This is a genomic window from Luteolibacter sp. Populi, from assembly GCF_040801775.1.
Taxonomy (GTDB): Bacteria; Verrucomicrobiota; Verrucomicrobiia; order Verrucomicrobiales; family Akkermansiaceae; genus Haloferula.
The window spans coordinates 4,790,079-4,813,781 of sequence record NZ_CP161812.1; the positions used below are offsets into that span (position 1 = coordinate 4,790,079).

General features: G+C 61.7%; 16 protein-coding genes. 10 read left to right on the forward strand and 6 right to left on the reverse strand.

Annotation, left to right across the window (positions count from 1 at the left end; translation table 11 throughout):
• Positions 1-57: 57 nt before the first annotated feature.
• The 7 genes from ABWK72_RS19430 to ABWK72_RS19460 all read left to right on the forward strand — a co-directional run bounded on the left by ABWK72_RS19430 (position 58) and on the right by ABWK72_RS19460 (position 12,460).
• Positions 58-1,566 (forward strand): hypothetical protein, encoded by a 1,509-nt coding sequence (locus ABWK72_RS19430; protein ID WP_367871232.1) that lies wholly within the window; start codon positions 58-60, stop codon positions 1,564-1,566.
• A 190-nt stretch (positions 1,567-1,756) separates the two neighbouring features.
• Positions 1,757-2,251, forward strand: a complete 495-nt coding sequence (locus tag ABWK72_RS19435; protein ID WP_367871233.1) for a hypothetical protein — start codon at positions 1,757-1,759, stop codon at positions 2,249-2,251.
• Complete coding sequence (locus ABWK72_RS19440) at positions 2,248-3,504, forward strand: LamG domain-containing protein (RefSeq protein ID WP_367871234.1); 1,257 nt, start codon at positions 2,248-2,250, stop codon at positions 3,502-3,504. Before ABWK72_RS19435 ends, ABWK72_RS19440 begins: the two co-directional genes overlap by 4 nt.
• Before the next feature lies 1 nt (position 3,505).
• Positions 3,506-5,494, forward strand: a complete 1,989-nt coding sequence (locus ABWK72_RS19445) for a hypothetical protein (protein ID WP_367871235.1) — start codon at positions 3,506-3,508, stop codon at positions 5,492-5,494.
• A gap of 17 nt (positions 5,495-5,511) precedes the next feature.
• Positions 5,512-7,101: a hypothetical protein gene (locus tag ABWK72_RS19450; RefSeq protein WP_367871236.1), complete on the forward strand. Its 1,590-nt coding sequence runs from the start codon at positions 5,512-5,514 to the stop codon at positions 7,099-7,101.
• Positions 7,098-11,693, forward strand: coding sequence for an RHS repeat-associated core domain-containing protein (locus ABWK72_RS19455; protein WP_367871237.1), 4,596 nt, complete (start codon positions 7,098-7,100; stop codon positions 11,691-11,693). The genes ABWK72_RS19450 and ABWK72_RS19455 overlap by 4 nt, the downstream gene beginning before the upstream one ends.
• Positions 11,694-11,698: 5 nt before the next feature.
• Entirely contained in the window at positions 11,699-12,460 is a 762-nt protein-coding gene (locus tag ABWK72_RS19460; protein ID WP_367871238.1) for a hypothetical protein, read from the forward strand.
• Between the two features lie 233 nt (positions 12,461-12,693).
• Here ABWK72_RS19460 and ABWK72_RS19465 read toward each other — a convergent pair whose 3' ends face one another.
• Entirely contained in the window at positions 12,694-14,640 is a 1,947-nt protein-coding gene (locus ABWK72_RS19465; protein ID WP_367871239.1) for a sialate O-acetylesterase, read from the reverse strand.
• Between the two features lie 149 nt (positions 14,641-14,789).
• Between ABWK72_RS19465 and ABWK72_RS19470 the strand changes: the two genes are divergently transcribed.
• Positions 14,790-15,449: a L,D-transpeptidase gene (locus tag ABWK72_RS19470; protein ID WP_367871240.1), complete on the forward strand. Its 660-nt coding sequence runs from the start codon at positions 14,790-14,792 to the stop codon at positions 15,447-15,449.
• Between the two features lie 253 nt (positions 15,450-15,702).
• Here ABWK72_RS19470 and ABWK72_RS19475 read toward each other — a convergent pair whose 3' ends face one another.
• A complete protein-coding gene (locus ABWK72_RS19475; RefSeq protein WP_367871241.1) occupies positions 15,703-16,128 on the reverse strand; it encodes a cytochrome b562 in 426 nt (141 codons plus the stop codon).
• Between the two features lie 123 nt (positions 16,129-16,251).
• Between ABWK72_RS19475 and ABWK72_RS19480 the strand changes: the two genes are divergently transcribed.
• Positions 16,252-17,181, forward strand: coding sequence for a hypothetical protein (locus ABWK72_RS19480; protein WP_367871242.1), 930 nt, complete (start codon positions 16,252-16,254; stop codon positions 17,179-17,181).
• A gap of 27 nt (positions 17,182-17,208) precedes the next feature.
• On the opposite strand, the gene ABWK72_RS19485 is transcribed toward ABWK72_RS19480, so the two are convergent.
• Positions 17,209-17,634: a hypothetical protein gene (locus tag ABWK72_RS19485; protein WP_367871243.1), complete on the reverse strand. Its 426-nt coding sequence runs from the start codon at positions 17,632-17,634 to the stop codon at positions 17,209-17,211.
• 139 nt (positions 17,635-17,773) lie between these two features.
• Here ABWK72_RS19485 and mutS point away from each other — a divergent pair, with 139 nt between their 5' ends.
• On the forward strand, positions 17,774-20,251 hold the full coding sequence (mutS, locus tag ABWK72_RS19490) for a DNA mismatch repair protein MutS (RefSeq protein WP_367871244.1): 2,478 nt from the start codon (positions 17,774-17,776) through the stop codon (positions 20,249-20,251).
• Positions 20,252-20,450: 199 nt separating this feature from the next.
• Here the strand turns inward: mutS and bioA are convergent, their stop codons facing one another.
• The 3 genes from bioA to ABWK72_RS19505 all read right to left on the reverse strand — a co-directional run bounded on the left by bioA (position 20,451) and on the right by ABWK72_RS19505 (position 23,702).
• Complete coding sequence (gene bioA / locus ABWK72_RS19495) at positions 20,451-21,719, reverse strand: adenosylmethionine--8-amino-7-oxononanoate transaminase (protein WP_367871245.1); 1,269 nt, start codon at positions 21,717-21,719, stop codon at positions 20,451-20,453.
• A gap of 220 nt (positions 21,720-21,939) precedes the next feature.
• Complete coding sequence (locus tag ABWK72_RS19500; RefSeq protein ID WP_367871246.1) at positions 21,940-22,785, reverse strand: ABC transporter permease; 846 nt, start codon at positions 22,783-22,785, stop codon at positions 21,940-21,942.
• Complete coding sequence (locus ABWK72_RS19505; RefSeq protein WP_367871247.1) at positions 22,782-23,702, reverse strand: ABC transporter ATP-binding protein; 921 nt, start codon at positions 23,700-23,702, stop codon at positions 22,782-22,784. Before ABWK72_RS19505 ends, ABWK72_RS19500 begins: the two co-directional genes overlap by 4 nt.
• Between the last annotated feature and the right edge of the window lies 1 nt (position 23,703).

Here is a 23,703-nt window from a genome sequence, read left to right on the forward strand (position 1 = left end):
GCCATCGAAGAGTGGCATTGCTGTCGGCTCGCCCAAGGGCCTTTTCTTCACAAATCCATGAAACCGTTTTGCCAAGCATCCAAGATTCCTGCTGCCTTGTGTGTTGTAGCCGCCGCCGCCGCTTTTCAGCCGTCCCTGGTGCGAGGTGGCATTTTGAACGGTGATCAATTCATCGTGCCCGCCTCGGGACAAGCCGGGAATCTGAGTGTGAGCGGAAACAACCTCAAGTTTGGAACCACACAGGGGACCCCGCAGGTAGAGGCGGTCCAATTGTGGTACGCGGATTTATCATGCGACCTGGCGATGGTAATGACCGAATCCGGCAGCTTTTCGTGGATGGACAACAACATCAATGTGGGCGAGACGAAGATGGTTTTGGGCCTGGACAACACGCTTTCGCTCTACCGCTCCGACATCCAGAGCGTGGGGATGAGCCTCAATCCGACCAATGGCCGCATCACCCTGTCCGGAACCGGAAGCGGGCTTTATTCCGGGAGTACGCCGCTTGTCACCACGAACGGTAGCGGCGGGGTGACCTTCGGTCCTACGACGGTGTTCTCGGGTGGGGCGACCTTCTCAAGCACGGCGACATTCGCGGGCGCCACGACCTTGGCCAGCACGACGGTATCGACGTCCTCGTTTACGGGTGCCTTGACCGTGGCGGGGGGGATCGGGATTGCGAAGGATTCCTACATCAACGGGATCAGGATTGGACTAGGGCCGCTCGCTAGCTACAATAATCTTGTCGTCGGCAGGGATGCATTTCAATCGATAACTCAGGGGGGCGACAGCGTGGCGGTGGGATTCGAGGCCCTCAAGTTAGCCACGACATCCTACGGCAACACTGCGGTCGGTTCCCTAACGCTGCGTGTCAATACTACGGGAAGCTCCAACACCGCGCTTGGCTACAGTGGTCTTAAATCTAATCTTGCTGGAGGTTATAACGTAGCAACTGGCTCGTTTTCGCTCACTAGTAATACGTCGGGAAGTTATAACGTGGCAACCGGCGCGTCTTCGCTCCTTAATAATACGTCGGGAGGTGATAACGTGGCAACCGGCGCGTATTCGCTCTTTACCAATACGACGGGAAGTTATAATACAGCATCCGGATATCAATCACTTTATCTCAATAGCACGGGAAGTCAAAATGTCGCTTACGGAAGGTTGGGACTTAGAAATACAACGACAGGCATTAACAATACGGCGGTAGGAAGCGAGGCGCTCTATGGCAATACAACGGGATCCTCAAACGTGGCGATTGGTATGGCGGCCGGGCGTTTTCAGCCCAACGGGACCACCCTGCTCGCGGATCCTGAAAATAGCATCTACATCGGTGCCAACTCGCGCGGTTTTTCCAATGCCGACAGCAATTCGATCGTGATCGGACACACGGCGATCGGAGAAGGCGCGAACACGACGGTGATTGGCAACAGTTCGACGACGAAGACGCATCTCTACGGAGAGACGAATGCGAACTCGCTGAAGGTGGCGGGGGCGACGGTGCTTGATGGCTCGGTAATCATCAGCGTGGTGCAGGGGGATATCTCGATGGGGATTTACGAGTAATTCCCATCATTGGTGCGATATCCCCGCCGAGTAATGCTTTCGTGCCGGGTATGCTCGTCGCTCCTCAAGGGGGCTGGTCAGTTTACCCGGGAAAAATGGTTTAATCCACTTTGGTATGTCAAAAATTTCATCATTATCGACCGTCCGCCTTTTTGCGGCGTCATCTGCTGCAGCGCTTTTCGGGAGTTCCGTGGCGCCTGGTGCGGAGCCGGTCTGGTGGCGCGAGGGTGACATGCCCGCGGTGGACGAGGCGATTGCGCCGAGCGACCGGGGACCGGCCAACGTGGGTCAGGCGAAATGGATGGCCAAGTCGGCGCTGGACGCCTTGCGATCCGCCCGGCCGGACATTGCAGCCACCGTTGATGCCGCGCTGGTGGGGGCGGGGAAGCCGCTGGTTTCCTGGGATGCGCCCGCGCTGGATTCAAACGAGGCAAAGAGCCAATACGCACCCCTTTTGGTCGGGCAGCTCAAAGCAATCTCGGCACCGTTCTACGCTGCCCTCCACGCTGCCGAGCCGGCATGGCTCCTCACGGAGATGCAAGCCAGCCAGACCCGCGATGGGAGCGACTCCCTGAATCCCTATCCCTGGACTTCGGCGTCCGGCGACGACCGCAACACGGCACCGGCCAATCTCGCGCAGCTCAAGGCGGTGTTCTCCCTTCGGTTCGAATCGCTTCCCCCTTGATCCTCGATGAGGATGAGGACGGGATGAGCGACGCGTGGGAACTCGATATCATCTCCAACAGTTCCCATTGGGCGGACTGGACGATCACGAATATCCTGCCTGGAGACGATTTCGACGGGGACGGCTTGTCGAACCTGGTGGAATATCAAAACGGCCTCAGCGGGCACCTGACGGATTCGGACGGCGACGGTTACGGCGACCGGTTTTCGATCGATCAGGAGCTGCGCCTCCGTCTGGACGAGAGTTCCGGCACGGTTGCCGCGGACAGCAGCGGTAAGCACCGGGACGGCACGCTCGCTTCTTCGCCCGCGTGGCAAGCGTCCGGCGGGATAGATGGCGGTGCCCTCGAATTCCACGGGGGTGCCGACGCGGTCGGTTTGTCGGCGGGAATCCTCGACGGGCACGGGGATCTGACGATCAGCCTTTGGTTCAAGACTGCAAGCGCCTCCGCGGTCCAGGGCCTCTTGAGCGCCACCGGGGCTTCGCCGTCGACCTCCCAACTTGCGATCTCCCTCGAAAGCGGCACGACCATCCGTTTCCACACCGGCGGGGGGACCTCGGTGACCTGGACCAGCGGGAGCAACCTCGCCGACGACCAGTGGCACCATGCGATCGTCACCCGCAACACGGCCGCGGGACAGGTGGCACTCCATCTTGACGGCGCTCCCTACGGCAGTCCGCAGGCGGCTTCGCTTTCCGCCCTTTCCGTGAGCGCCCTCGCGCTCGGCCAGTTCCACCAGACGGTCTCAACTTATGATGCTGCGAAGGCTTTCACCGGTCATCTGGACGAAATCCGGATCTATTCCGCGGTGATCGGCGAAGGGCAGTTGAAAGACCTCTTCAGGCCGAACGACCTCGACCTCGACGGTCTGCCGGACAACTACGAGCTATCACTCTTCGGCGACCTCGCGGTGCTCTCCTCCGGCGCGGATGATCTGGACGGCGACGGCCTGAGCAACCGGCAGGAGTTCGAGGGCGGCACGGATCCGGACGATTACTACAATGGTAGTACTCCGGTCATCTCGCTGGTGGCGGGCTCCGGGCAGACGATCTACAACCGTGCCCGGACTCCCAATCCGCTCGTGTTCCTCGTGACCCGTGGAGGCACTCCGCTGGTCAACGCGCCGGTAGCACTCAGCCACCTCGAATCCCTCGGAGGCATTGAAACCCCCGATGGCGAGGAGCGCGCCACATCCCTGACTCTCCGCACCAATTCGCAAGGAAAGGTTTCCGTTTACTTCAAAGCCGACTGATATGTCGAAATTACGATTTCTCTTCCTGCTGGTCCTCATCCGGCCCCTGTTCGCCGAGCCTGCCACCATCCAGGGCAATGCCGGAGGCGCGACCGCCAACGGGACGGTGACGGTCATCATCGATACCGACCGCGACGGGCTGACCGACGCCCAGGAGGCCACCCACGGTACCGAGCCCGGCAATCCGGACAGCGATGGCGACGGCTTCTCCGATGCCGAGGAGGTGAATGACGGGAACCCGGCCACCAATCCGCTCGTCAACAACTTCGATACCCTCCGCGCGGACCCGGACTGGCTGGGCATCCCGGCCACGATCCGAACCGGGAACGCGCTCGACACCTTCTGGGACTTCAATAGCAACAACGGCTCCCCGACCCACGAGTTCCCCAGCAGGAAGGGGACTGCCAAGCTCGCACCGCTGGTCAACAACGTGGTAAACTCCACCGGGATTTGGAACGGGACGGAGGGATTCTATCCGAAGTCGGCGGACCTTGGGTCGAATAAGTATCTGCGGATGAGTTCTTTTCCCTCGTACTTCAATTACATTTGGACGGTGGGGTTTGCGGTGAAAGTGGATGGAAATCTGGGGAGCACTCCCATTCCGATCTTCGGGGCTTACGCGAGCGATACCGTCCAAGCCGGGGATTCCTTCCGGGTGGTCCTCGTGAACGGAACTTCCCTGGTCAGGCCGGCGGTCAGCGGCAATCTTGTGCGGATTATGACCGGCGGGGCGGGCTCCGTAACCATCACGGGCGAATGGCTCATCCCGAGTACGGTGGATCTTAAGGAATGGAACGAGTTCGCGGTGAGATGCAACGATGACGTCACGTTCACTGTGACCAGCAGGCATTGCTATGTGAATGGCACTGAGCTGACCCTGCTTGCTCCTTTCGGCGGCTCCGGTTATTCGGGCCTCCTCGGCAGCACGAGTCCGAATAAATTTGCCGCCCAATTCGGGGCGGCCAGATCGGCGCTCGGAGCGGCCACCACCGCCTCGCAGAATTTCTCGCTCGACCGCCTGTATTTCGGCTCCGGTCCGGGGCCGACCCTCCTGAGCACGCTGACCAACCGCGATTCCGATGGCGACTTTCTCACGGATCGCGGCGAAGCGGAAGGCGGTTCCGATCCATTCTACTATAATACCGATGCCGATCGTGACGGCCTGACCAACACCCAGGAAATAACGGCGACCACCAATCCGGCCAAACCCGACACCGACGACGATTTCTACGGGGACGCATGGGAAGTGAAGTATGCCTACGCCGGCCGCGTCAGCGCCACCAATGGCACCCTGCCGCCGAATGCGGACAATCCCTCCACGGGCGCCCTCAACGAAGCCGACTTCGACAACGACGGGCTGGTGAATGCCGACGAGCATCTCCACGGAACCAATCCGAACGACGCGGACACCGATGATGACGGGATCAACGACGGGGTGGAAGCGGGCGTCGGATCCGATCCCGGCGACGGCGCGGACAAGCCGTTCAATCCGGGTGATTTCTACGGCGACGAAGGACTCGGAGCCTACGATCCGATCGGGGAGAGGGATATCAAGTTCAAATCCAACCCGGAGGAGTCCGTGCGTGTTGCCATCGGTGTCGATCAAGATCCGGCTGCCAACGGAGGAACGGCCGAAGGTTCCGGTGCCCGCGGGGCTTATTGGAATACCGAGATGTGGGAGTTGAGGGTCGGGGGTAAACCGGTCCAGGCACCTTCCAGAACCTCGATGTCGCCGATGAAGGCGATTGCCTTGGACAAGACGGAATTTCACGAGATCACGCTCTGGAGTAACGCGACCCTCGAAAATGGCCACCCAAGCGACACGCTTCACGATTACCACTATCGGGCGATCGTCGAGGTGGGCAAATCGCCGTTCATCCTCTGCGACCTCGGGCCGGGGGGGACGAAACCAAGACACTTCTGGGAGTCAAGAACGATCCGATCACGAAGCACGACGGACCGATCCACTCGAATTATACCGGTGGGCTGAAGGCGTATCTGGTGCCCTTGGACAACTTTTCCTGGGCGACCAGCTTCAGCGGCGGCGATGCCGTGGGGCCGCGCTACCGCAAGGTCGGCCTCAACGGTCGGCCGATTCCCGACGAAAAGCCTCAGGAGGAGGAGGAGACGGATCTTCCCGACGAGGAGACCTACATCGACGCCTTCAACCTCTCCCTGCGCCACAACACGACCTTCAACTACCTGCCGCTGGGATCGTCCGAGCTCGTGCTCCAATCCAGCGCGAGCGCCGAAGAGACCGGCTTCGCCAGTCGCTCCGGCCTGCGTCCTGACGAGCGCTTCGATCTGCCCTTCGGTGTCGGCTGGTCTTCGAGCCTGTGTTCCTATGTTGAAGTCGTCGAGACCTTGGGCGACGAGAGCGATGACCCGGTGGCGGTGAATGTCGTCGATGAGGCGGGGAGCCCGCAGCGTTTCGGCACGCGGAATTTCCAGTCCTTCTTCCCGTGGCCTTCCACGCGCGTGGACAAGAAGACCTACCTCAACAAGCTCGAACGCAATGGTAGCACCTTCACGCTCCAGAAGAAGTTCGGCAACACGCTGACTTACCGGAAGTGCAAGACATGGTTCATGTATTCCACGGACCGGGTGGAGGGCAGCAGCAAGGTCCGGCGGCACACCTACTGGCGCCTCGCGGAAGTCCGGGACCGCTACGGCGTGCGCCTGAACTATGACTACGATACCTCGCCGGGAGTTCCGAACGATGTCGCGCTCATCCCGCGGAAGATCAGCTCCCCGGACCGGCCGGGCCACTTCCTGGTGATTGATCGCAGCGGGGACTCGCGGCGCATTGAGGCCATCACGGACAGCCTCGGTCACAAGACTACCTTCGATTATACCCATAATTTGGATGAGTACGCCGTGCCCGGCGGTTCGGAAGGGGCATGGAAGCTGACGGGGGTCACTTTCCCGGACCAGACTTCGACGGCTTATTCCTACGATTCGGATGTGGAGACGGATACGGATACGACGGATCCCGAGAACCCGAAGATCACCTACCACTACCACACCAACCTGGCTTCGATCATGGACGAGCGGGGGAATACCCATTCCTTCACGTATGGAACCGACGGGTCGAAGGAATATTGGGACTCGGGTGTCAACGGCACCCGCTGCTCGATCGACCTGGATCGCCTGCCTTCGGAAGTTGCGGATTACGTTCTGGAGCAATTGGCTGACATGCATGACGAGGGTCACGGCGTCTGGAAGCCGATGTACGGCCTGCCGAGAAAGGTTGTTGAAGTCGCTCTTCCCGGCGGCCTCGGCACCGTTAGCTTCGCTTCCCAAGGCCAAATGCGCTTCGCCGATACGGTGACCTTCACCGAGGCCCCGTCGACCACGGTTACCGATGCGGTGGGGAATCTCACCGTCTACGACTTCAGCCAAATGTTGGCCGAGAAGGTGGATGTGGATGTCACCCCGGAGTCGGTAAGCACGGAGTGGATGGTCTATTACCTGACCTCGCAGATTCACCATGGCGGGCGGCCCGAAGATCCGGGTACCTCGGCACCGAAACCTACCAGTTCAACCCTACCGCCGGACTCGCGCTGTGGCGTGCCACGGATTTGTCCGGAAACGTGACCACCTGGGAATTCGAAGACCCGATGGCCGCGGCGCTCGAGGGGCTACCAGCGGGCTCGACCACCATGACCCTCTGGGCCGATCCCACCGCGAAGATCGATGCCTTGGGCCGCAGGGAGACGTACACCTACAGTGGCTCATACCGGATCATGAACGGCACCGACGATCCGTACCACACGACCACCGGTTTTACGGTGGACGGGCTTGGTCGCCGGACGACCAAGAGCGTGCTCCAGGACGGCGTCACCCCGCTTCAACAGGAACGGTATGCCTACGGGAACTCGAGTTTCAAGGCTTTCCAGACCAGCACGGCCACGCTGGCCTTCGACAGTGTCTCCGGCCAAGCCTGGGAGGTTAATCTCGAAACCAGCTACCTGCCCGATGCGAACGGCCGGCTGCAGCGGCAGACCGTCGATCCCGGGGGCGAGAATCTCGTTACCGAGCACACCTACGACTTCAACAACAACCGCACTTCGACCCGCGACCCGCGCGGAAACCGGACCCGCTTCAAGTACGACGAGCTCAACCGCTTGATCGAAGTCACCTATCCCAGCGCGGGAACCCGCACTGGCGAGAGGGTCACGACCAAACAAATCTGGTACAACGAGAACGGTAACAAGGCCGCGGAGATCGACGAAGAGGGCCTTTACACGATCTTCCACTATGATATTTTTAACCGGCTTACCGCAAAGATCCGCGACATGGACGGCGCGGGCCTGCCGACCCGGAATGCCGAGGGCTTGGTCACGGAGGGTACGAAAGGAAGCGTCACGGGTGGTGATCTGGCGACCTCCTTCACCTATGATGCGGTGGGCTCCCTCATCCTCCAGACCGATCCGAAAGGAGCCGTCACTCGCACCTTCTACGATGCCATCCAGCGGCCGACGCATGTTTTCACCGGCCTGACTGCGGTTGAAGCCGCGGGTGACCTGCTCGCTTGCAGCAATGCCGCAAACGTCTCCGCCGACAAGACCTACACCGAGTACAAGTATACCGATGCCGATCTCGACTTGCCGGAAGGCGGCGTGGTGAAGGGGAATCCCGGGAGCACCGCCTTCGATTCCTCCGGATTCAAACCCACGGAGGTGATCCGCCATGGCGCGGTGCTGACCGCCTCCGGGACTATCAATCTTCACACTTATACGCAGTACGATGTCCTATACCGTCCCTTGCGCACCGAGATTGAGTATGAAAGCGGGGTCTTCAGCATTTCCGAAACCGTCTATGGCGACGGGAATTTGAACGATGGCAAGGAAGCGCTTGAAATCACCACCACCGATGAGCGCAACAAGGTCACCAAGACCATGCTTGATGGCCTCCTGCGTGCCACGAGCATTACCGACGCTTCCGGCTCGGCCCTCGCCGCGACGAGTGAAACTGTTTATTCAAGCACCGGTCTGGTTTGGAAGACCATTGATGCGGAGAACCGCGAAACCGAAACCGAGTACGATGGCGTGGGGCGGACCGTGACCGTGTGGCGGCCGGATCCGCTCACGGGCTTGGTGAATCGCGCCACGCCGGACAACCCGCTCCTCGGTTCGCCGGCAAGCCGGACGGGCTATGACAAGAATGGCAATGTCACCTCTACCGTCAACCCTCTGGGGCATCGTTGGGAATACGAATTTGACGCGCGTAACCGCCGCATCACGGAGCGCCAGCCGGCGGTCACGGATACCACTGTCTCCGGCGGACAGCCGGTTTCCCTGCCCTTCCGGAATCCGGTGGTGAGGACGGCCTACGACGGTGCTGGAAACGCAATAGCGATATCCGACGCCCGCGGCTACGTCACGCGCAGCATCCTCAACAAGGCCTATCGCGTCACCCACGTGCTTACCAATCCGATTACCGGCAACCCTTCTGCCGATCCGGACAACCTTGGGGCCAACGACATTCTTGTCCGCACCAAAAGCGATCCCAACGGCAACGCCGAGGAGATCATCGACGGGAATGGCAATGCCACCCGCAACACCTACGACCGCCTCAACCGCCTGCTCACCACAGCTGTCAATCCCATCAATGGACAGCCCTCCGCTACCCCGTCCACGCCAAACGCGGACGACATCACTGTCGCCAACGCCTACGACGATTCGGGAAATCTCGTGCGGGTGATCGACGGGGAGGGCCGCATCACCGGCTTCCGCTACGATGGCCTCGCCCGCAAGACACGAACGCTCTGGGACGAAGGCATCATCGGCATCGAGAAGGTGGAGCAATCTACCTTCAACGGTGTCCTCAAGCTCACCCGCACCGATTCGAAGAATCAAGTCACGACGTATCAGTATGATGCCCTCAACCGTTTGGAGAATGTCCTTTATACCGGGGCCGCCGCCGACAACCGCCACAATGATTACGATCTGGCAGGCAACCTTCTCGGGGTCACCTACCCGAATGAAACGGTTCCACGCCAAGCTCTTCGGGCGTCTGGGCAAATCTTCGACAAGCTCAACCGCTTGATCTCGGAGACATCATCCGGGGCCACGCACACCCATTCTTACGACAAGGCCGGGAACCGCCGCACGACCACTTACGCCGCCAGCGGGCGTTTCCTCTCGAGCACCTACGACAAGCTCAACCGCCTCCTTACCTGCACGGAGAAAGCATCCTCCTCCGCTCCGGTCGGGAATGTCACCACCTACGCCTACGACCTGAACGGCAACGTCACTCGGAAGGTCCTGCCGAATGGCTCGGCAGCGAATTGCTCCTTCGACGCACTTAACCGAAAACTTGTTGAAGAAACCCGGACGGCCACCGGCGGCTTGATCTCCGTTTTCAACTACTCCCTGCCCGTTGCGGGCTATCCGAGCGGCTACGACAAGAACGGGAACGTGCTCAAGATCTCCGAGCTCTATGGACACGCCAGTGTCAGGGACCGGATTGTCACGAATGCCTATGATCGGGCCTATCGCTTGGATACCGAGACCATCCAGGAGAACGGCGGCTCCACGGTGACGACCGACTATGCCTACGATGATGCGAACAACAGGACGCACAAAACCGTCACCGGCGGCACTAATCCCGGCACATGGGTTTCCGCCTACGGCACCACCGCTGATGGCTACAATAGCAATCAACTCAAGTCGGTTACGAAGAGCGGCACGGTAACTGCCTTCCTCTACGACGCGAACGGAAGCCGCATTACGAAGAAGGTTAGTGGCGTCACCGTCCAGACCTACGGCTACGATTTCGAAAACCGTCTCGTTTCGGTGGTTGATAGCGTGAAGGGCAGCTTCGCGTATACCTACGATAGTCGGACCCGCCGGGTTGGCCGCGATGAGAGTTCGGCCGGAGGCGCCAGCGAGAAGCTATCGTTCGCCGGGGGCCTCTCGGTGCAGGAATACACCGGAAGTTCGGGCAGTCCCACGGTCGAATACATTCGCGGCAGCGATTACGGCGGAGGAATCGGAGGCGTGCTCTATACGATCCGTGGCGGGATCACCCGCAGCTACAATGCCTACAACAGCCGCGGCGATGTGGTGAGCAAAACCGATCAGGGAGGCTCCATCACCTGGCAATCCAGCTATGAAGCTTTTGGCACCCGCACCCAGGAACAGGGTGTCACCCTCGACCGCCAGAAAGCCAACACCAAGGACGAGGATCCCACGGGCCTGCTCAATGAGGGGATCCGTTACCGGGATTTGGAGTTCGGCATCTTCCTCACGCGGGATCCTGCGGGCTTCGTGAGCGGGCCGAATGTTTACACCTACGTTAGGCAGAATCCGTGGACCTCCTATGACCCGCTGGGTCTGTGGGACCTGCGTGGCTACCTTCGCGGGGAGCAAGGGCTCATCCCTGGCATGCACACCAAGGTAAGGGTCCAGAACGGCCTCGTCGCAGGAGGAGCGGGAGCGGCCTCGGGAGCCGTCGTGGGAGCCGGCACGGGCGCCGTGGTCGGCGCCGTCGCCGGTGCCGGTGTCGGCGCAGCCCCCGGAGCGGTGGCCGGTGCCACGGCAGGGGCAATTGGTGGTGGAGTCGGCGGTTTCTTGTCCGGGTTCACCGCGGATATCAACTCTTCCACCGGGGATCTCGTAACGAATGGTGCGATCACCGGAGTCGTTGCGGGAGTAACTGGCGGGGTGGCCGGTGGCCTAACCGGCCCGGCGGCCGGGGGGATCAGCGGGGCCATGAAGGAGGCCGGAGAAGAGATTGTCTCCGAGGCGACCGGCATTCCCCTAGATCTGGCGGACGTGTCGAAATTGGTCAAGAAAGCTGACGGGTTGGCCGATAGCGCTCGGGAAGCTACTGAGGAGGTGCAGGAACAGGTGGCCCGACGCGCTCGCGGAACGGAGTACCCGCACAGCTTCCGGAAGTCCTCCAAGGACAAGGTCATTGCGGAGAACACGGATGCCCAAGGAAACATCATTGACCGGGAGACGGGTTTCGTTATACCCCGCAACCAGCTTTCGTTGGAGCATCAGCGCCCGGTCGTCCAACATTGGAACGAAGAAGGTTTCAATATGACGAAGAAGCAGCGTCGCGATTGGTTCAACGACACTAGCAACTTGACGGTCAAGCCCAAGAGTAAGAACAGCTCGGAGGGAGCCAAGATGAAGGATCGCTACAGGCAGGAAACCGGCGAGGGTTACTCGAATTGATCAATATGACGCAACTGCTCGAAAATCTTGGTTTGCTCTATGCGCTGAATCCGGTGGCAGGGCTGAAGGACTGGTTCACCTATGAAAGTAACACCCCAAAATATCGATTTAGCTACTACGTTTCCACCGAGATTTCGGCAGGACATCTAGTGTTGATTTCCCTGCGTGGGGACTATTCGGAAGACTCGCTGCTTGCCTTCTGCCGAAGCGTTGACGAAGCGCGGGATGAGGTTTCGAAGGTCGAGATCCCGTCCAAGATTCATCCGGTGACCCTTGAGAACTCTGGTTTCGATACGTTGATGCTTGTCCCGCCTGGGTTCCACGACGCCTTCGCCGTCCAGAACGAGCTGCTCGCCAAGTGCACCATGGTTGCGTTTCCTGCGTTCAATTGCGAGTTCTCTGCGAACGAAACGAAGGCCTCGCTTGACGTGTTGCGGAGGGGTGTGGTCCCAACACTTGACTGGAATCGGGCTCCAGCACCGAGGGTGGCGATGAAGTATTCCAATCCGCGTATTCGCGGGGGAAGCGCTGGCAATCACCGAGGCCTAGCTGATAGAGATACAGCACGGCGTGAGTTGTGCAATCTGCCAGCTAGTCCCGGCGGCTTTGTCGAACTCGAGAACTTCGCCGGCGACGTGATAACTGTCTCTTTCACCGATAATTGCCTGGTGCTGGAAAGAGATGGAGTTGGGCGCTCTTTCGATGACAATCTGGATGAGCTTTTGGCCGCGGTCGACGCATTTCTTTTTGGATTGCTCAACAAGTAAAGAAGCTGGGTTGTTGGTGCCAGCGTGGGCAATCCACTGGGCAGCGGGCACCTCCGGTGCGGGGGGCGTCATTGTGGATGGGGGGCAGTCCTTGAATGTTGAGTTCATGAGGGTTTTTCCACTTCTTTGGTGAGCTTGAGCTTGAGATTCTTCGCGCCGCTGCCAGAGCCATGCTGGGATGGTCCGTGGAAAGCGCGCGTTGCGATCCACCCGTTGTCTCCAACAGATGATTTTCACTTCCTGTCGTCGGTGATGCCCGGCCAGGTGTCGGTGCGGAAGGGGCTGGCGGGGAGGCCTTCTTGGTTGAAGAGGGTGGCTTCGGGGTTGGTGGCCCAGGCGTAGCGGACGGCGGCGGGCTGGGGGACCTGGGGGGAGGAGACGAGGATGGTGGTGCCGTCGATTTTGGCGTCGGCCCAGACGAATTTCTTGTCGTCGCCGGCGATGGCGAAGCCCTTGAGGGTGCCGCCTTGGGCGACGAGGCCGCCGCCGATGCTATCGAAGCTGAGGCGCATGGCGGGGCCTTCGGCTCTGGCTTCCTTGAACTCGGGGCCGGCGGCGACGATCTTCTTGCCATAGGTCTTGGCGAGGGCCTGGAGGGCGAGGCGCTTGCCGACGTCCTGCTTGTTCTTCGGGTGGATGTCGGCGGCCTCGCCGATGTCGATGATGACGGCTTGGCCGCTGTTCGGGAGGGTCTTGGCGGTGAGGGTCTGGGCCTCGCGGAGTTCGGCCCACTCGGATTCGCCGGGTTGCGGGAGGCGGGCGGTGAAGTTGGCGAGTTGGACGATGTAGAAGGGAAAGTCACCCTGGCCGAAGCGCTTCCGCCAATCGCCGATCATGGCGGGGAGGAGCTTGCGATACTGCATGCCACGGGAGGCGTTGCTTTCGCCCTGGTACCAGATCGCGCCCTTGATGCCGTAGGGGAGGAGCGGGGCGATCATGGCATTGTAGAGGACGGTCGGGATGTTCGGGTTGGTGCCGACGGCCTTCGGGTAGGGGGTGGTCTTGGAGAAGTCCGCGCCGACCTTGTAGTGCCACGGGCCGGCGAGAGAGACGGGCTCGACGCCGGCGAGCTTCAGCTTCATGGCCTCGGCAGGACCGGTCAGGCCGCCGCCGCCATTGATGTCCATGACGCGGACGGCGATGGAGTTCGGCCCGGCCTTCAGCAGGCCGGCGGGGACGGGGTAGGAGCGGGACTTCTGGAAGCCTTCGGTCGCGCCGACCTGCCGGCCGTTGACCCAGACGGTGTCCTCGTCATCGATGGTGCCGAGATCGAGGGTGGCGGCCTTGCCGGCGGCGGCTGCGGTCAGCTGGACGCTGCGGCGGAACCAGACGGCGCCATCCATATGCGCCAGATCGGGGACGTTAGAGCCCATCCACTGGAGCGGCTGGGCGAGTTCGGGCCAGGCGCTATCGGCGAATTTTTCGCCCGACCAGCCGGCGGAGGTGCCGGCGTCGTTCTTCGTGAACCATTGATCCTGAGGACTGGCGGCTCCGGGGGCGGACTTGGCTTGGGCCTCCAGCGCTTCCATGGCCTGATTGAAGTCCTGGATCGGGGCGAGGCCTTCCTTGCTGGCCCAGGCCTCGGCGATGGTGCCGCCCCATGAGCTGTGGATCAGGCCGATGGGGACGCCGAGTTCCTTGTGGAGTTCGCGGCCGAAGTAGTAGCCGACGGCGGTGAAGTAGCCCGCGGTCTGGGGCGAGCAGACCTTCCAGCCATCGCCGGAGAAGGTGGTCTGCGGACCGGCGGCGGTGACGTGGGGGATGAAGAGCTGGCGGATCTGCGGGAAGTCCGCGGCGGCGATTTCGGCATCCGCGTTGGTCGAGTTTTTGACCACCCATTCCATGTTCGATTGGCCGGAGCAGAGCCACACATCGCCGACCAGAACATTCTGAAGGGTAACCGTTTGCGGGCCTTCCACGTTCAGGGCGTAGGGGCCGCCGGCGGGGAGCGGCGGCAGGGTGACGAGCCACTTGCCATCGGGGCCGGCTTTGCCTTCGGTGGCCTTGCCGGCGATACTCACTTTCACGGCGGCGCCTGGAGCGGTCCAGCCCCAGACGGCGTCCGCTTGGTCGCGCTGGAGCACCATATTATCCGTGAAGACGGGGGAAAGGAAGGGCTCGGCGGCGGGCGCGAGCGAAACGAGGATGGCGAAGGGGATGGCGGAGTAGACGGGTTTCATCGGCGGTCTTCCGTAAACGTGGCTCGCGGGCGGTTCCTTCACCATTCAGGGATCAAAGTGCACTCTTCCTCACTTCTTGATGCTCCCTCGACCTTAAGGGATTGCAAATCCGGTTCCGGGTGTATATACAGCTGCCCGCCAGCCAGCCAATGAATCACCCGACGTCGTCCCTTCTGAGCGTAATTGCCGCCGCGCTCGCCCTTGTCCTCGCCAGTTGCGCCAATAAGTCCGTGACCCTCGGTCCCGATGGCAAGCCCATCGACGCGAAGGGCAATCCAACGAATCCCTTCCCGCCGGGGACGTACGACCATTTCAAGGCCGAGCAGGACTACCCGAAGACGATGAAGGTCTGGAAGAACGACGAGCTGCTTTCGCAGACGAGTGCGGAGAATTCCCGGATCCTGATCTCCCTATCGAAGCAGCGCGGTTTCTTGATGAACGGCGAGCAGGTGGTGCTCGACTATCCTGTCTCGAGCGGGGTGCCCTCGCGGCCGACGCCTCCGGGGAGCTACAAGATTCTGGAGAAGGCTGTGGACAAGGCTTCGAACAGCTACGGCAAGGTCTACGATGTCGACGGCAACCAGGTGGATGGCGAGACGCCGAAGGAGGTGCCGGAAGGCGGCAAGTTCACGGGCGCGCCGATGCCGTATTGGATGCGGATGACCTGGGATGGCGTGGGCCACCACATCGGGCCCTTGCCCAAGTCGCGCAGACCGGCATCGCACGCGTGTGTGCGCGGGCCGCGGGCGGTGATCCCGACCGTTTACGGGAAGGTGAAGCTGGGGACTTCGGTGGTGGTGGAGGAGTGAGGATTGCGGGAAAGGCAGAGTGCCGAGTGATCAGTGATCAGTGATCAGGAAAGGCGGAAGAAGGATGAACCGCCAAGACGCCAAGGACGCCAAGTTCTTGAAGGAGTGGGGAGGGATGAAAAGCAGTCGGCTATTTCATCCGCGTGATCCGCGCTTGAATCGTCGCAGCAAGCCTGAGGGAGGGCCTAAAAAACCCCGTCCGCGGAGGCGAACGGGGTTTCTCAAAATCAATCGCGGGGTTGGCTGAGGGGCTTCACTCGTCTTCTTCTTCGATGAAGGCATCGTGGCCTTCCTTCTTCTGGCCCTTGAGGGTTTCGACGAGCGCGGTGACCTTGTCGAGGTCCTTGGCGACGAAGGCGGACTCGACCTCGCAGAGCGAGACGAAGAGCTTGCCCATCTGGGTCCGGTAGGAGAGCAGGGCCTTGGTCTTCTCGTCACCGGCGGGCATTTTCTCAAGCAGGGAGGGGACCAGCGGGAGGGCCTTGAGGACGGTCTCCTGGGCTTCGCGGGCGCTGGTGGCACCTTTGACCGGATCCTTCTCGCGGCGGAAGCTCTTGTAGGCTTCGTCGAGCTTTTCCATCTCCTTGCCCAGCGGCGTGTGGTCTTCCTCGGCCAGAGCGCGGACGGGGCCGAAGACGGTGGCTACAAGAAGGATGGCGGGAAAAATCAGTTTCTTCATACGCACGCGCATACAGCGTGGAGCGTGCCGTACTGTCAAGGGATGGGCTCACTCGCCCATGAGACAGCGCGGCATTTCCTCGGGAGGGTGATAATTTTCCGCTGTCTGCGACGCTTCCGCGATGTGAAAGCCAACCTTCCCGCCGTCTTCGCCGCCCTCTTGATTGGAATTGCCGCCGGCTGGATGCTGAGGGGCGGAGGTGGTGCGGAGGGGCAGGTGCAGGAAGCCGGAGTCGGGACGGTCAAGGCGCAGCAGGGTGCCAGCGCGACGGCGATGGCCGGCCAAGGGGAGGGTGGCGAAGCGGAGCCGGGGAAGTCGCGCGTCCGCCCGCCGGCCGGGGAGAAGAAGCCGGAGATCATGTCTCTCAAGTATGCGGAGAAGATGGCGGAGGTGATGCAGGAGCAGCAGGACAAACGCAATGAAGTGCGGATCGCCAGCCTGGTGGCGAAGCTCGGGCTGAACGCGCAGCAGGAGGCGAAGCTGCGCGATTACTTCGACAAGCAAACGCCGAATACAACCGTCACCACGGGGGTGGATGGCAAGGGCGTGATGGTGGATCGCCAATTGCCGGAGTCCAAGGGCAGCCTCGACGATCTCATGAAGGATCTGCTGAGCACGGAGCAGGCAGAGGACTATGCGAAGCTCAAGGAGGCGGAGCGCAATCAGAAGATCGAAGCGCGTGCGCTGCGCGAGATGGCATCGCTGAATGAAGCGGTCGAGATCCGGCCCGATCAGCGCGATGCGGTTTACGAAATCCTGCAGAACGAGGCCCGGAACGAGACGGGCAACGAGTCCGCGTTGGAGCTGGTGGAGGGCTTCGGCTTAACGTCTCACATGGAGATCGGCGGTGTCGCGGAGGTCAGCAAGGTGGTGGCCGTCAAGGCCGCCGGAGGAGGTCCGGTGAATCACGAAGACGCAATGAGCCGGATGCGGGAAGAGCATCAGGCCCGGGTCGATGCCAAGGTGAACCGCATGAACGGGGTGCTGGATGCGGCCCAACTCGCGCAATACCGCGGGCATCTGGAGCAGGGTTCGCTGATGTTCGCGCCGTGATCGCGATGAAGCGGCGGCGTGGCGTTCTCAATCGCTGCTCCACTGCCATTCCGCATCGATGAGACGACCCCGGGAATCGTAGTAGAACCAGCAGTAGCAGAGGGAGAACAGGCCATCGGTACCGAAGTAGCGTTCGAGCTTGGGGATCTTGCGATGGATGCGCTGCTCGGCCTTGGTGGCGTAACTGCGGATCCACCAGTCCTGCTCGGCTTCCCAGCCCTTGGCAGGCCGGGTGCGTGCGACTTCGGGGGCGCGTCCGAAGCGGGTGGCGATGTCCTTCCGGGTGTCTTGCCCACGGGATACATCTCCAGGAGTTTTTGGCGGCGGGTCTCCGCGTAGTCTTCGGATGACTGGCCGCTGATGCAGCTCGCGAGGGAGAGGGTCAGAAGGGCGAGGATCAGGCGGCGGAGCATGGTGCGAAGGTCGGGGGATTTCGGCGGATGTCCAACTCATGGTCGCGGTGCAGGGATTTGGCGCTCTGGGCGTCTTGGCGGTTCAAATACCGACTTTTCCGTTCAAACTCCGGAGTTCCGCGTGCGAAGTCCAAACTTCGCCTTTCCCCGCCGCCGCCGCCTCCCCAAACTCCCGGCAGATGTCCGCACCGACGCTCACTCCGATGATGGCGCAGTATCAAGCGATGCGCCGCTCGCTGCCTGACGACGTGTTGCTGCTCTACCGGCTGGGGGACTTCTACGAGATGTTCTTCGAGGATGCGAAGACCGCCGCGCCGATCCTCAATGTAGCCCTCACCAAGCGCAACCTGATCCCGATGTGCGGGGTGCCGTATCATGCGGCAGACAACTACATCGCCAAGCTGGTGCGGGCGGGGAAGCGGGTGGCGATCGCGGAGCAGACGAGCGAGCCGAAGCCGGGGAAAATCGTGGAGCGGGAGATCGCGCGGATCATCTCCGCCGGGTCGATCATCGAGACTCACCTGCTCGACGACCAGCGGCCGAACTACCTCGCGGCGGTGTTTCATCTCGGGAAGATGCGCGGCTTGGCCTGCGTGGATCACTCCACCGGGGAGTTCACGGTCGCGGAGTTCGCCGATCAAGGCTTGCTCGACGATGAGTTGGCGCGGTTGACGCCGTCCGAGTTGCTGATTTCCGACGAGCAGATCGCGCTCTTCGGGATGCTGCCGGTATCGCAGCCTTACGATGGCTACGCCTTCCTGCCTGATCCCGCGCGGCAGATGCTGTGCGATCACTTCGGCGTGCATTCGCTGGATGGCTACGGTTGTGGCGAGGCGCATGCGGCGGTGGCGGCGGCGGGGGCGATCCTGCATTATCTGGTTCATCAGCTGCGGCGGCCTTGCGAGCACTTGCGAGCCTTGCGGCTGCGGGAGAATTCGCGGCATGTGCTGATCGATGCTGCGTCGCAGCGGAATCTGGATTTGATCGATTCGCGCTCCGGCAAGAAGCATACTCTGCTGGGGGCTTTGGACCGCACGAAGACGCCGATGGGTGCGCGGCTTTTGCGGGATTGGATCCTGCATCCGTTGCGCGACCGGGAGGCATTGGGCTGCCGTCACGATTTCATTGCAGCGTTGTTAGAGCAGCCGTTCATCCTCTCGAAGTGCCGGGAATCGCTGCAAGGGATCCGCGATATCGAGCGCACCGTGGGGCGTCTTTCGCAGGGGGCGGGGAATGCGCGGGACCTGCAGTCGCTGGCGCTATCCCTGGGGCAGATTCCGGAGCTGGTCGAGGACTTGTCCGCGCTTTCCATTCCGCGCTCCGCACTCCCCGCTCCCCAATCCTTTCCCGAGCTGGTCAATCACCTCCAAGCTTCGCTTGCGGACGAGCCGCCGGCGAATCTCAAGGATGGCGGCATGATCCGCGATGGTCATTCGGCGGAGCTCGATGAGCTGCGATCGCTCTCGCGCGATGGCAAGTCATGGATCGCGAAGCTCCAGGAAGACGAGCGCAAGCGCACCGGGATCGAGTCGCTGAAGGTGAAGTTCAACAACGTCTTCGGCTACTTCATCGAGATCACGTCCTCGAAGCTGGCGAAGGTGCCGGACGACTACACGCGCAAGCAAACGATGTCGAATTGCGAGCGCTACATCACGCCGGCGCTGAAGGAGATGGAGAACAAGGTGCTGGGCGCGGAGGAGCGCTCGAAGCAGCTTGAGCAGGAACTCTTCCTCCTGCTCCGGGCGGAGGTCTGCGCACACCTCGCGGCGCTCCAACAGACGGGAGCGGCGATCGCGGAGATCGACGTGCTGTGCGGGCTGGCCGAGACCGCGCAGCTCCACGGGCACGTGCGGCCGGCGCTGGATGACTCGCGCTCGCTGACGATCGTCAATGGCCGCCATCCGGTGTTGGAGCAGACGCTGGTGGAGGAGAAGTTCGTGCCGAATGACACGGGCTTCGATCCTGCCGACAGCCTGTTGCAGATTCTAACAGGTCCGAACATGGCGGGTAAATCGACCTACATCCGGCAGGTCGCGCTGATCACGCTGATGGCGCAGGTCGGGGCTTTCGTGCCGGCGGAGAGCGCGGCGGTGGGGATGGTGGACCGGATTTTCTGCCGGGTGGGCGCTTCCGACGATCTCTCGCGCGGGCAATCCACCTTCATGGTCGAGATGAACGAGACGGCGCTGATTCTGAATCATGCGACGGACAAATCGCTGGTGATTCTGGATGAGATCGGGCGCGGCACGGCGACCTTCGACGGGCTTTCGATCGCGTGGGCGGTGGCGGAGCATCTGCACGATGTGATTGCGTGCCGGACGCTTTTCGCAACGCATTACCACGAGCTGACGGATCTCGCGAACACGCGGGCCGCGGTGGCGAATTTCAATGTCGCGGTGCGCGAGTGGAACGACGAGATCATCTTCCTGCGCAAGATCCAGCCGGGAGCCGCGGACAAGAGCTATGGCATCCAGGTCGCGCGCTTGGCGGGCTTGCCGAAGCCGATCATCGAGCGGGCGAAGATGATTCTCTCGCACCTTGAGCTGCATTCGACGAAGCCGGACGCGAAGAAGCAGGGGCCGAAGGCGAAGAACACGCGGCAGCCGATGATGCCGGAGCCGAATCCGCCGCAGATGGATTTGTTCGGGGAGATGTGAGGTGCTGCCTCAAGAGACGGCTCTTCCGCCGGAGGGCGGAGCCTCCGGCCCGCAGAAGCTACCTTTTGGGCAAGGGGCATCTTGCGGCTTGGGTGGATACTGGCGCTGGGATACCGCGGGCTCTTCCTGCAGACGGCAGCGTGGGACCATTCTGCGGGCCGGTGGCTCCGCACTCCCAGCGGAAGAGCTGTCCGATTGGCTAAGATTCCACGCTTTGGCGGACCGCTTCCACGGCCAAGCCGATTTCCTCCTCTGTCACGCAGAGCGGCAGCATGAGCACGACGGTGTCGCGGATCGGCCGGGTTAGGAGGCCGTGCTCGCGCATCGCGAGGCAGGCCTTGGTTCCCATGCCTTCCTGGAGCTCGATCCCGGCGACGAAGCCGCATTGGCGGATCTCTTTCACGGCGGGTTTTTTCAAGCCTGCGAGCAATTCTGCGAGGAGGCGGATCTTTCCGTCCAGTTGCTCCAAGACCTTCGAGCTCTCGAAGAGGTCGAGGTTGGCGAGGGCCACCGCGCAACCCAGTGGATTCGCGGTATAACTATGCCCGTAGTAGAAAGCATTCTCCGCCGCGCCGAGGAATGCCGTGTAAACCTCCGCCGTGGTCAGCGTCGCCGCCATCGGCATGTAGCCGCCGGTCAGGCCTTTAGCGAGGCAGAGGAAGTCCGGTATGACGTTCTCGTGCTGACAGGCGAACATCTTCCCGGTCCGGCCGAAGCCGGTCATCACTTCGTCGAGGATCAGGTGGACGCCATGGCGGTCGCACCACGCACGCAGTTCGCGGAGCATGCCCTGGGGCCAAGGACGCATTTCGTTCACGCCTTGGATGAGAGGCTCGATCACCACCGCGCAGGTGTCTTGGACAAGCTCGGCCGGAAGGGCGGCCAGCGAACGCATGTCGCTGACGAAAGTCACCGGCACGCCGTGCTTCCGGAAGCGCTCGTGAAAGCGCGGCACGCCGCCCAGCGATGCCGCGCCCATCGTGTCGCCGTGGTAGGCTTGCTCGAAGGCGATGAAGCCGCTGCGCTCAGGCTCGCCGGTCTGCTGGCGATACTGGATCGCCATTTTCATCGCGCATTCGATCGCCGTCGAGCCGTCGTCGGAGAAGAAGACGCGCTCGAGGGTGCCCGCGGGAAAGAAGCCGCAGAGCCGCTCCGCGAGTTCGCTGGCGCGGGGATTTGCGAAGCCCAGGTAGGAAGTGTGCGCCACCTCGCCGAGCTGCTTCACCAGCGCCGCATTCAGCGCCGGATGATTGTGGCCGTGGATGTTCGTCCAGATCGACGAGTTGCCATCGAGGTATTTCCGGCCCTCCGAATCCCACAGCCAGGCGCCCTCGCCGCGCACCAGCACCAGCGGCTCGCCCTGTTCCCAAGCAGCCTGCGGGGTAAAAGGGTGCCAGCAGTGTTCCTTGTCGGCCTCGATCCAACGTCGCGTGTCGTCCCGCATTTCGCGGCCATCCTCGGGCGGCATCCCGCTCCTGGAAACGGCGAAAATCATTAATTCGGCGAGACCCTACGCGATCAGGGAATACGCAGGGGCCGAAATCCATGGCAATGTGCGCTTGTTCCTCACGGAACCCAACACAACAAGCGAAACGATCTCCCTCTCTGCGGGCGGTCGGCAACTCCGGGGAAGGCGACCCTCGGTGACCTGCCGGCCGCCCGCTGCGTTTTTAGCCGTTTGGCTCAGGTCAGGTCTTGAAATCCCGCAGCCGGAACACGGTGTAGCCGATCAGGAAAAGCGTGGCGTTCAGCCCGAAGAGAAAGGCGTAGGACCCCGCCAGCTTGGCCCAGGAGATATTGTTCTCCAGGAGGTAGACCCAGTTGCTCATCCGCCAGGTTATGAAGTACTGCTCGTAGGGTTTGAAGAAGGGAAACTCCTGCAGGACCATATCCACGAAGAGGATGCTGAGCGCGACAATCGTCGCCGCCGCCGGCTTCATCTTGAAGCAGGAAAACATGAAGGCGATCGAGGACAGGGTGATCATGCTGAGCCCGATCCCGATCGACGACATCGCGATGCGGGCGAATCCCTCATCCCTCGGGAATGCGGAGAAAACTTTCATCTTGAAGTTCCAGATGAAGAGTCCGCCATCCCAGCCGAGCGCCATCACCGCCATGGCGTAGCCCGTGATTCCGACGAAGATCACGAAGCTCACGGTGTAGAGGGAGACGGCGGAGTACTTCAGCAGCAAGATTCTCAGCCGCGATACCGGCCTGGCTAGAACCAGTCGCAAGTTCCCGTCTTCCGATTCTTTCGCCACGATGTCCCCGGCCACCAGCGCGAAATAAATCGATCCGAGCAGGAACATGCTGAAACCCATGATCCAGTAGGTCACGGTGAGCGAGCTATAGTATTCGGTGAAGCCAAGACCATTCCTCTCAATCAACTCGCGCATGCTGCGCTGGCTGGCGGGTAACTTGAACACCGTGAGGATGATCGCTTCCATCACCAGGAAGACCACATAGCCCATGTAGGTCCGGCGGCGCCCGAAGAGTTTGCGTAGCTCGCCTAACAGCTGGATGAGGAAATTCATGGGAGCGGGAGAAACGGCAGGGCCTGTTCCTTCGAGGGCTTCGAGGTGATTTCGAGGTAAAGGTCCTCCAGCGATCGCCGCACCGGCGCGAAGGCGGAGACGCGGATGCCGCTGCCGACCAGCGCGGCGACGATGATCGCCGGGTCGAGCTCAGCCGGCAGGGCGATCTTCCCCGGGCTTAGCACCTTGACGCCATTCAGTTCGAGGAAGGTCCTGGCATCATTCCAAGGCTCGAGCGCAACCTCGTAAACGGGAGCCTCGTCGCGGAGTGACTGGAGGGTGCCCTCATAGACAAGTCTTCCTTCCTGGAGGATCGTCACGCGGTCGCACATCTGCTCGACCTCTGCCAGAAGATGGGAATTGAAGAGCACGGTGATGCCCCGCTCCTTTCGCAGGCCCAGGATGAAATCGCGGAACCACTTGATGCCCTCCGGATCGAGCCCGTCGGTCGGCTCGTCTAACAGCAGGACCTTCGGCTCCGGCAGGAGGGCTTGGGCGAGCGCGAGCCGCTGGCGCATGCCGTGGGAATAGGAGCCGACCTTCGAGCGGATGCGCGTGGTCAGCCCGACTTGCGCGACGACGTGGCGCGCTTCCTTTTCGTCGAAGCGGCCCGAGTAGCTCGCCAGGATCCGGAGATTTTCCCACCCCGAGAGGTATTCGTAGAAGGCCGGGCTCTCGAAGATCGCGCCGACCTGCCTCAATGCTCCGGCGTGATCCTTCTGCACCGAGACGCCGCCGATCAGCGCCTCGCCGCGGTCCGGCTCGACCATCCCGAGGATGATGCCCAGCGAGGTGCTCTTGCCTGCTCCGTTGTGGCCGAGCAGGCCGTGGATTTCGCCCGGCTCCACCTTGAAGGACACGTCCTGCAGCGCGGGCTTGCCGCCGAAGGATTTGTAGAGGCCGGTGACGCTGAGCATG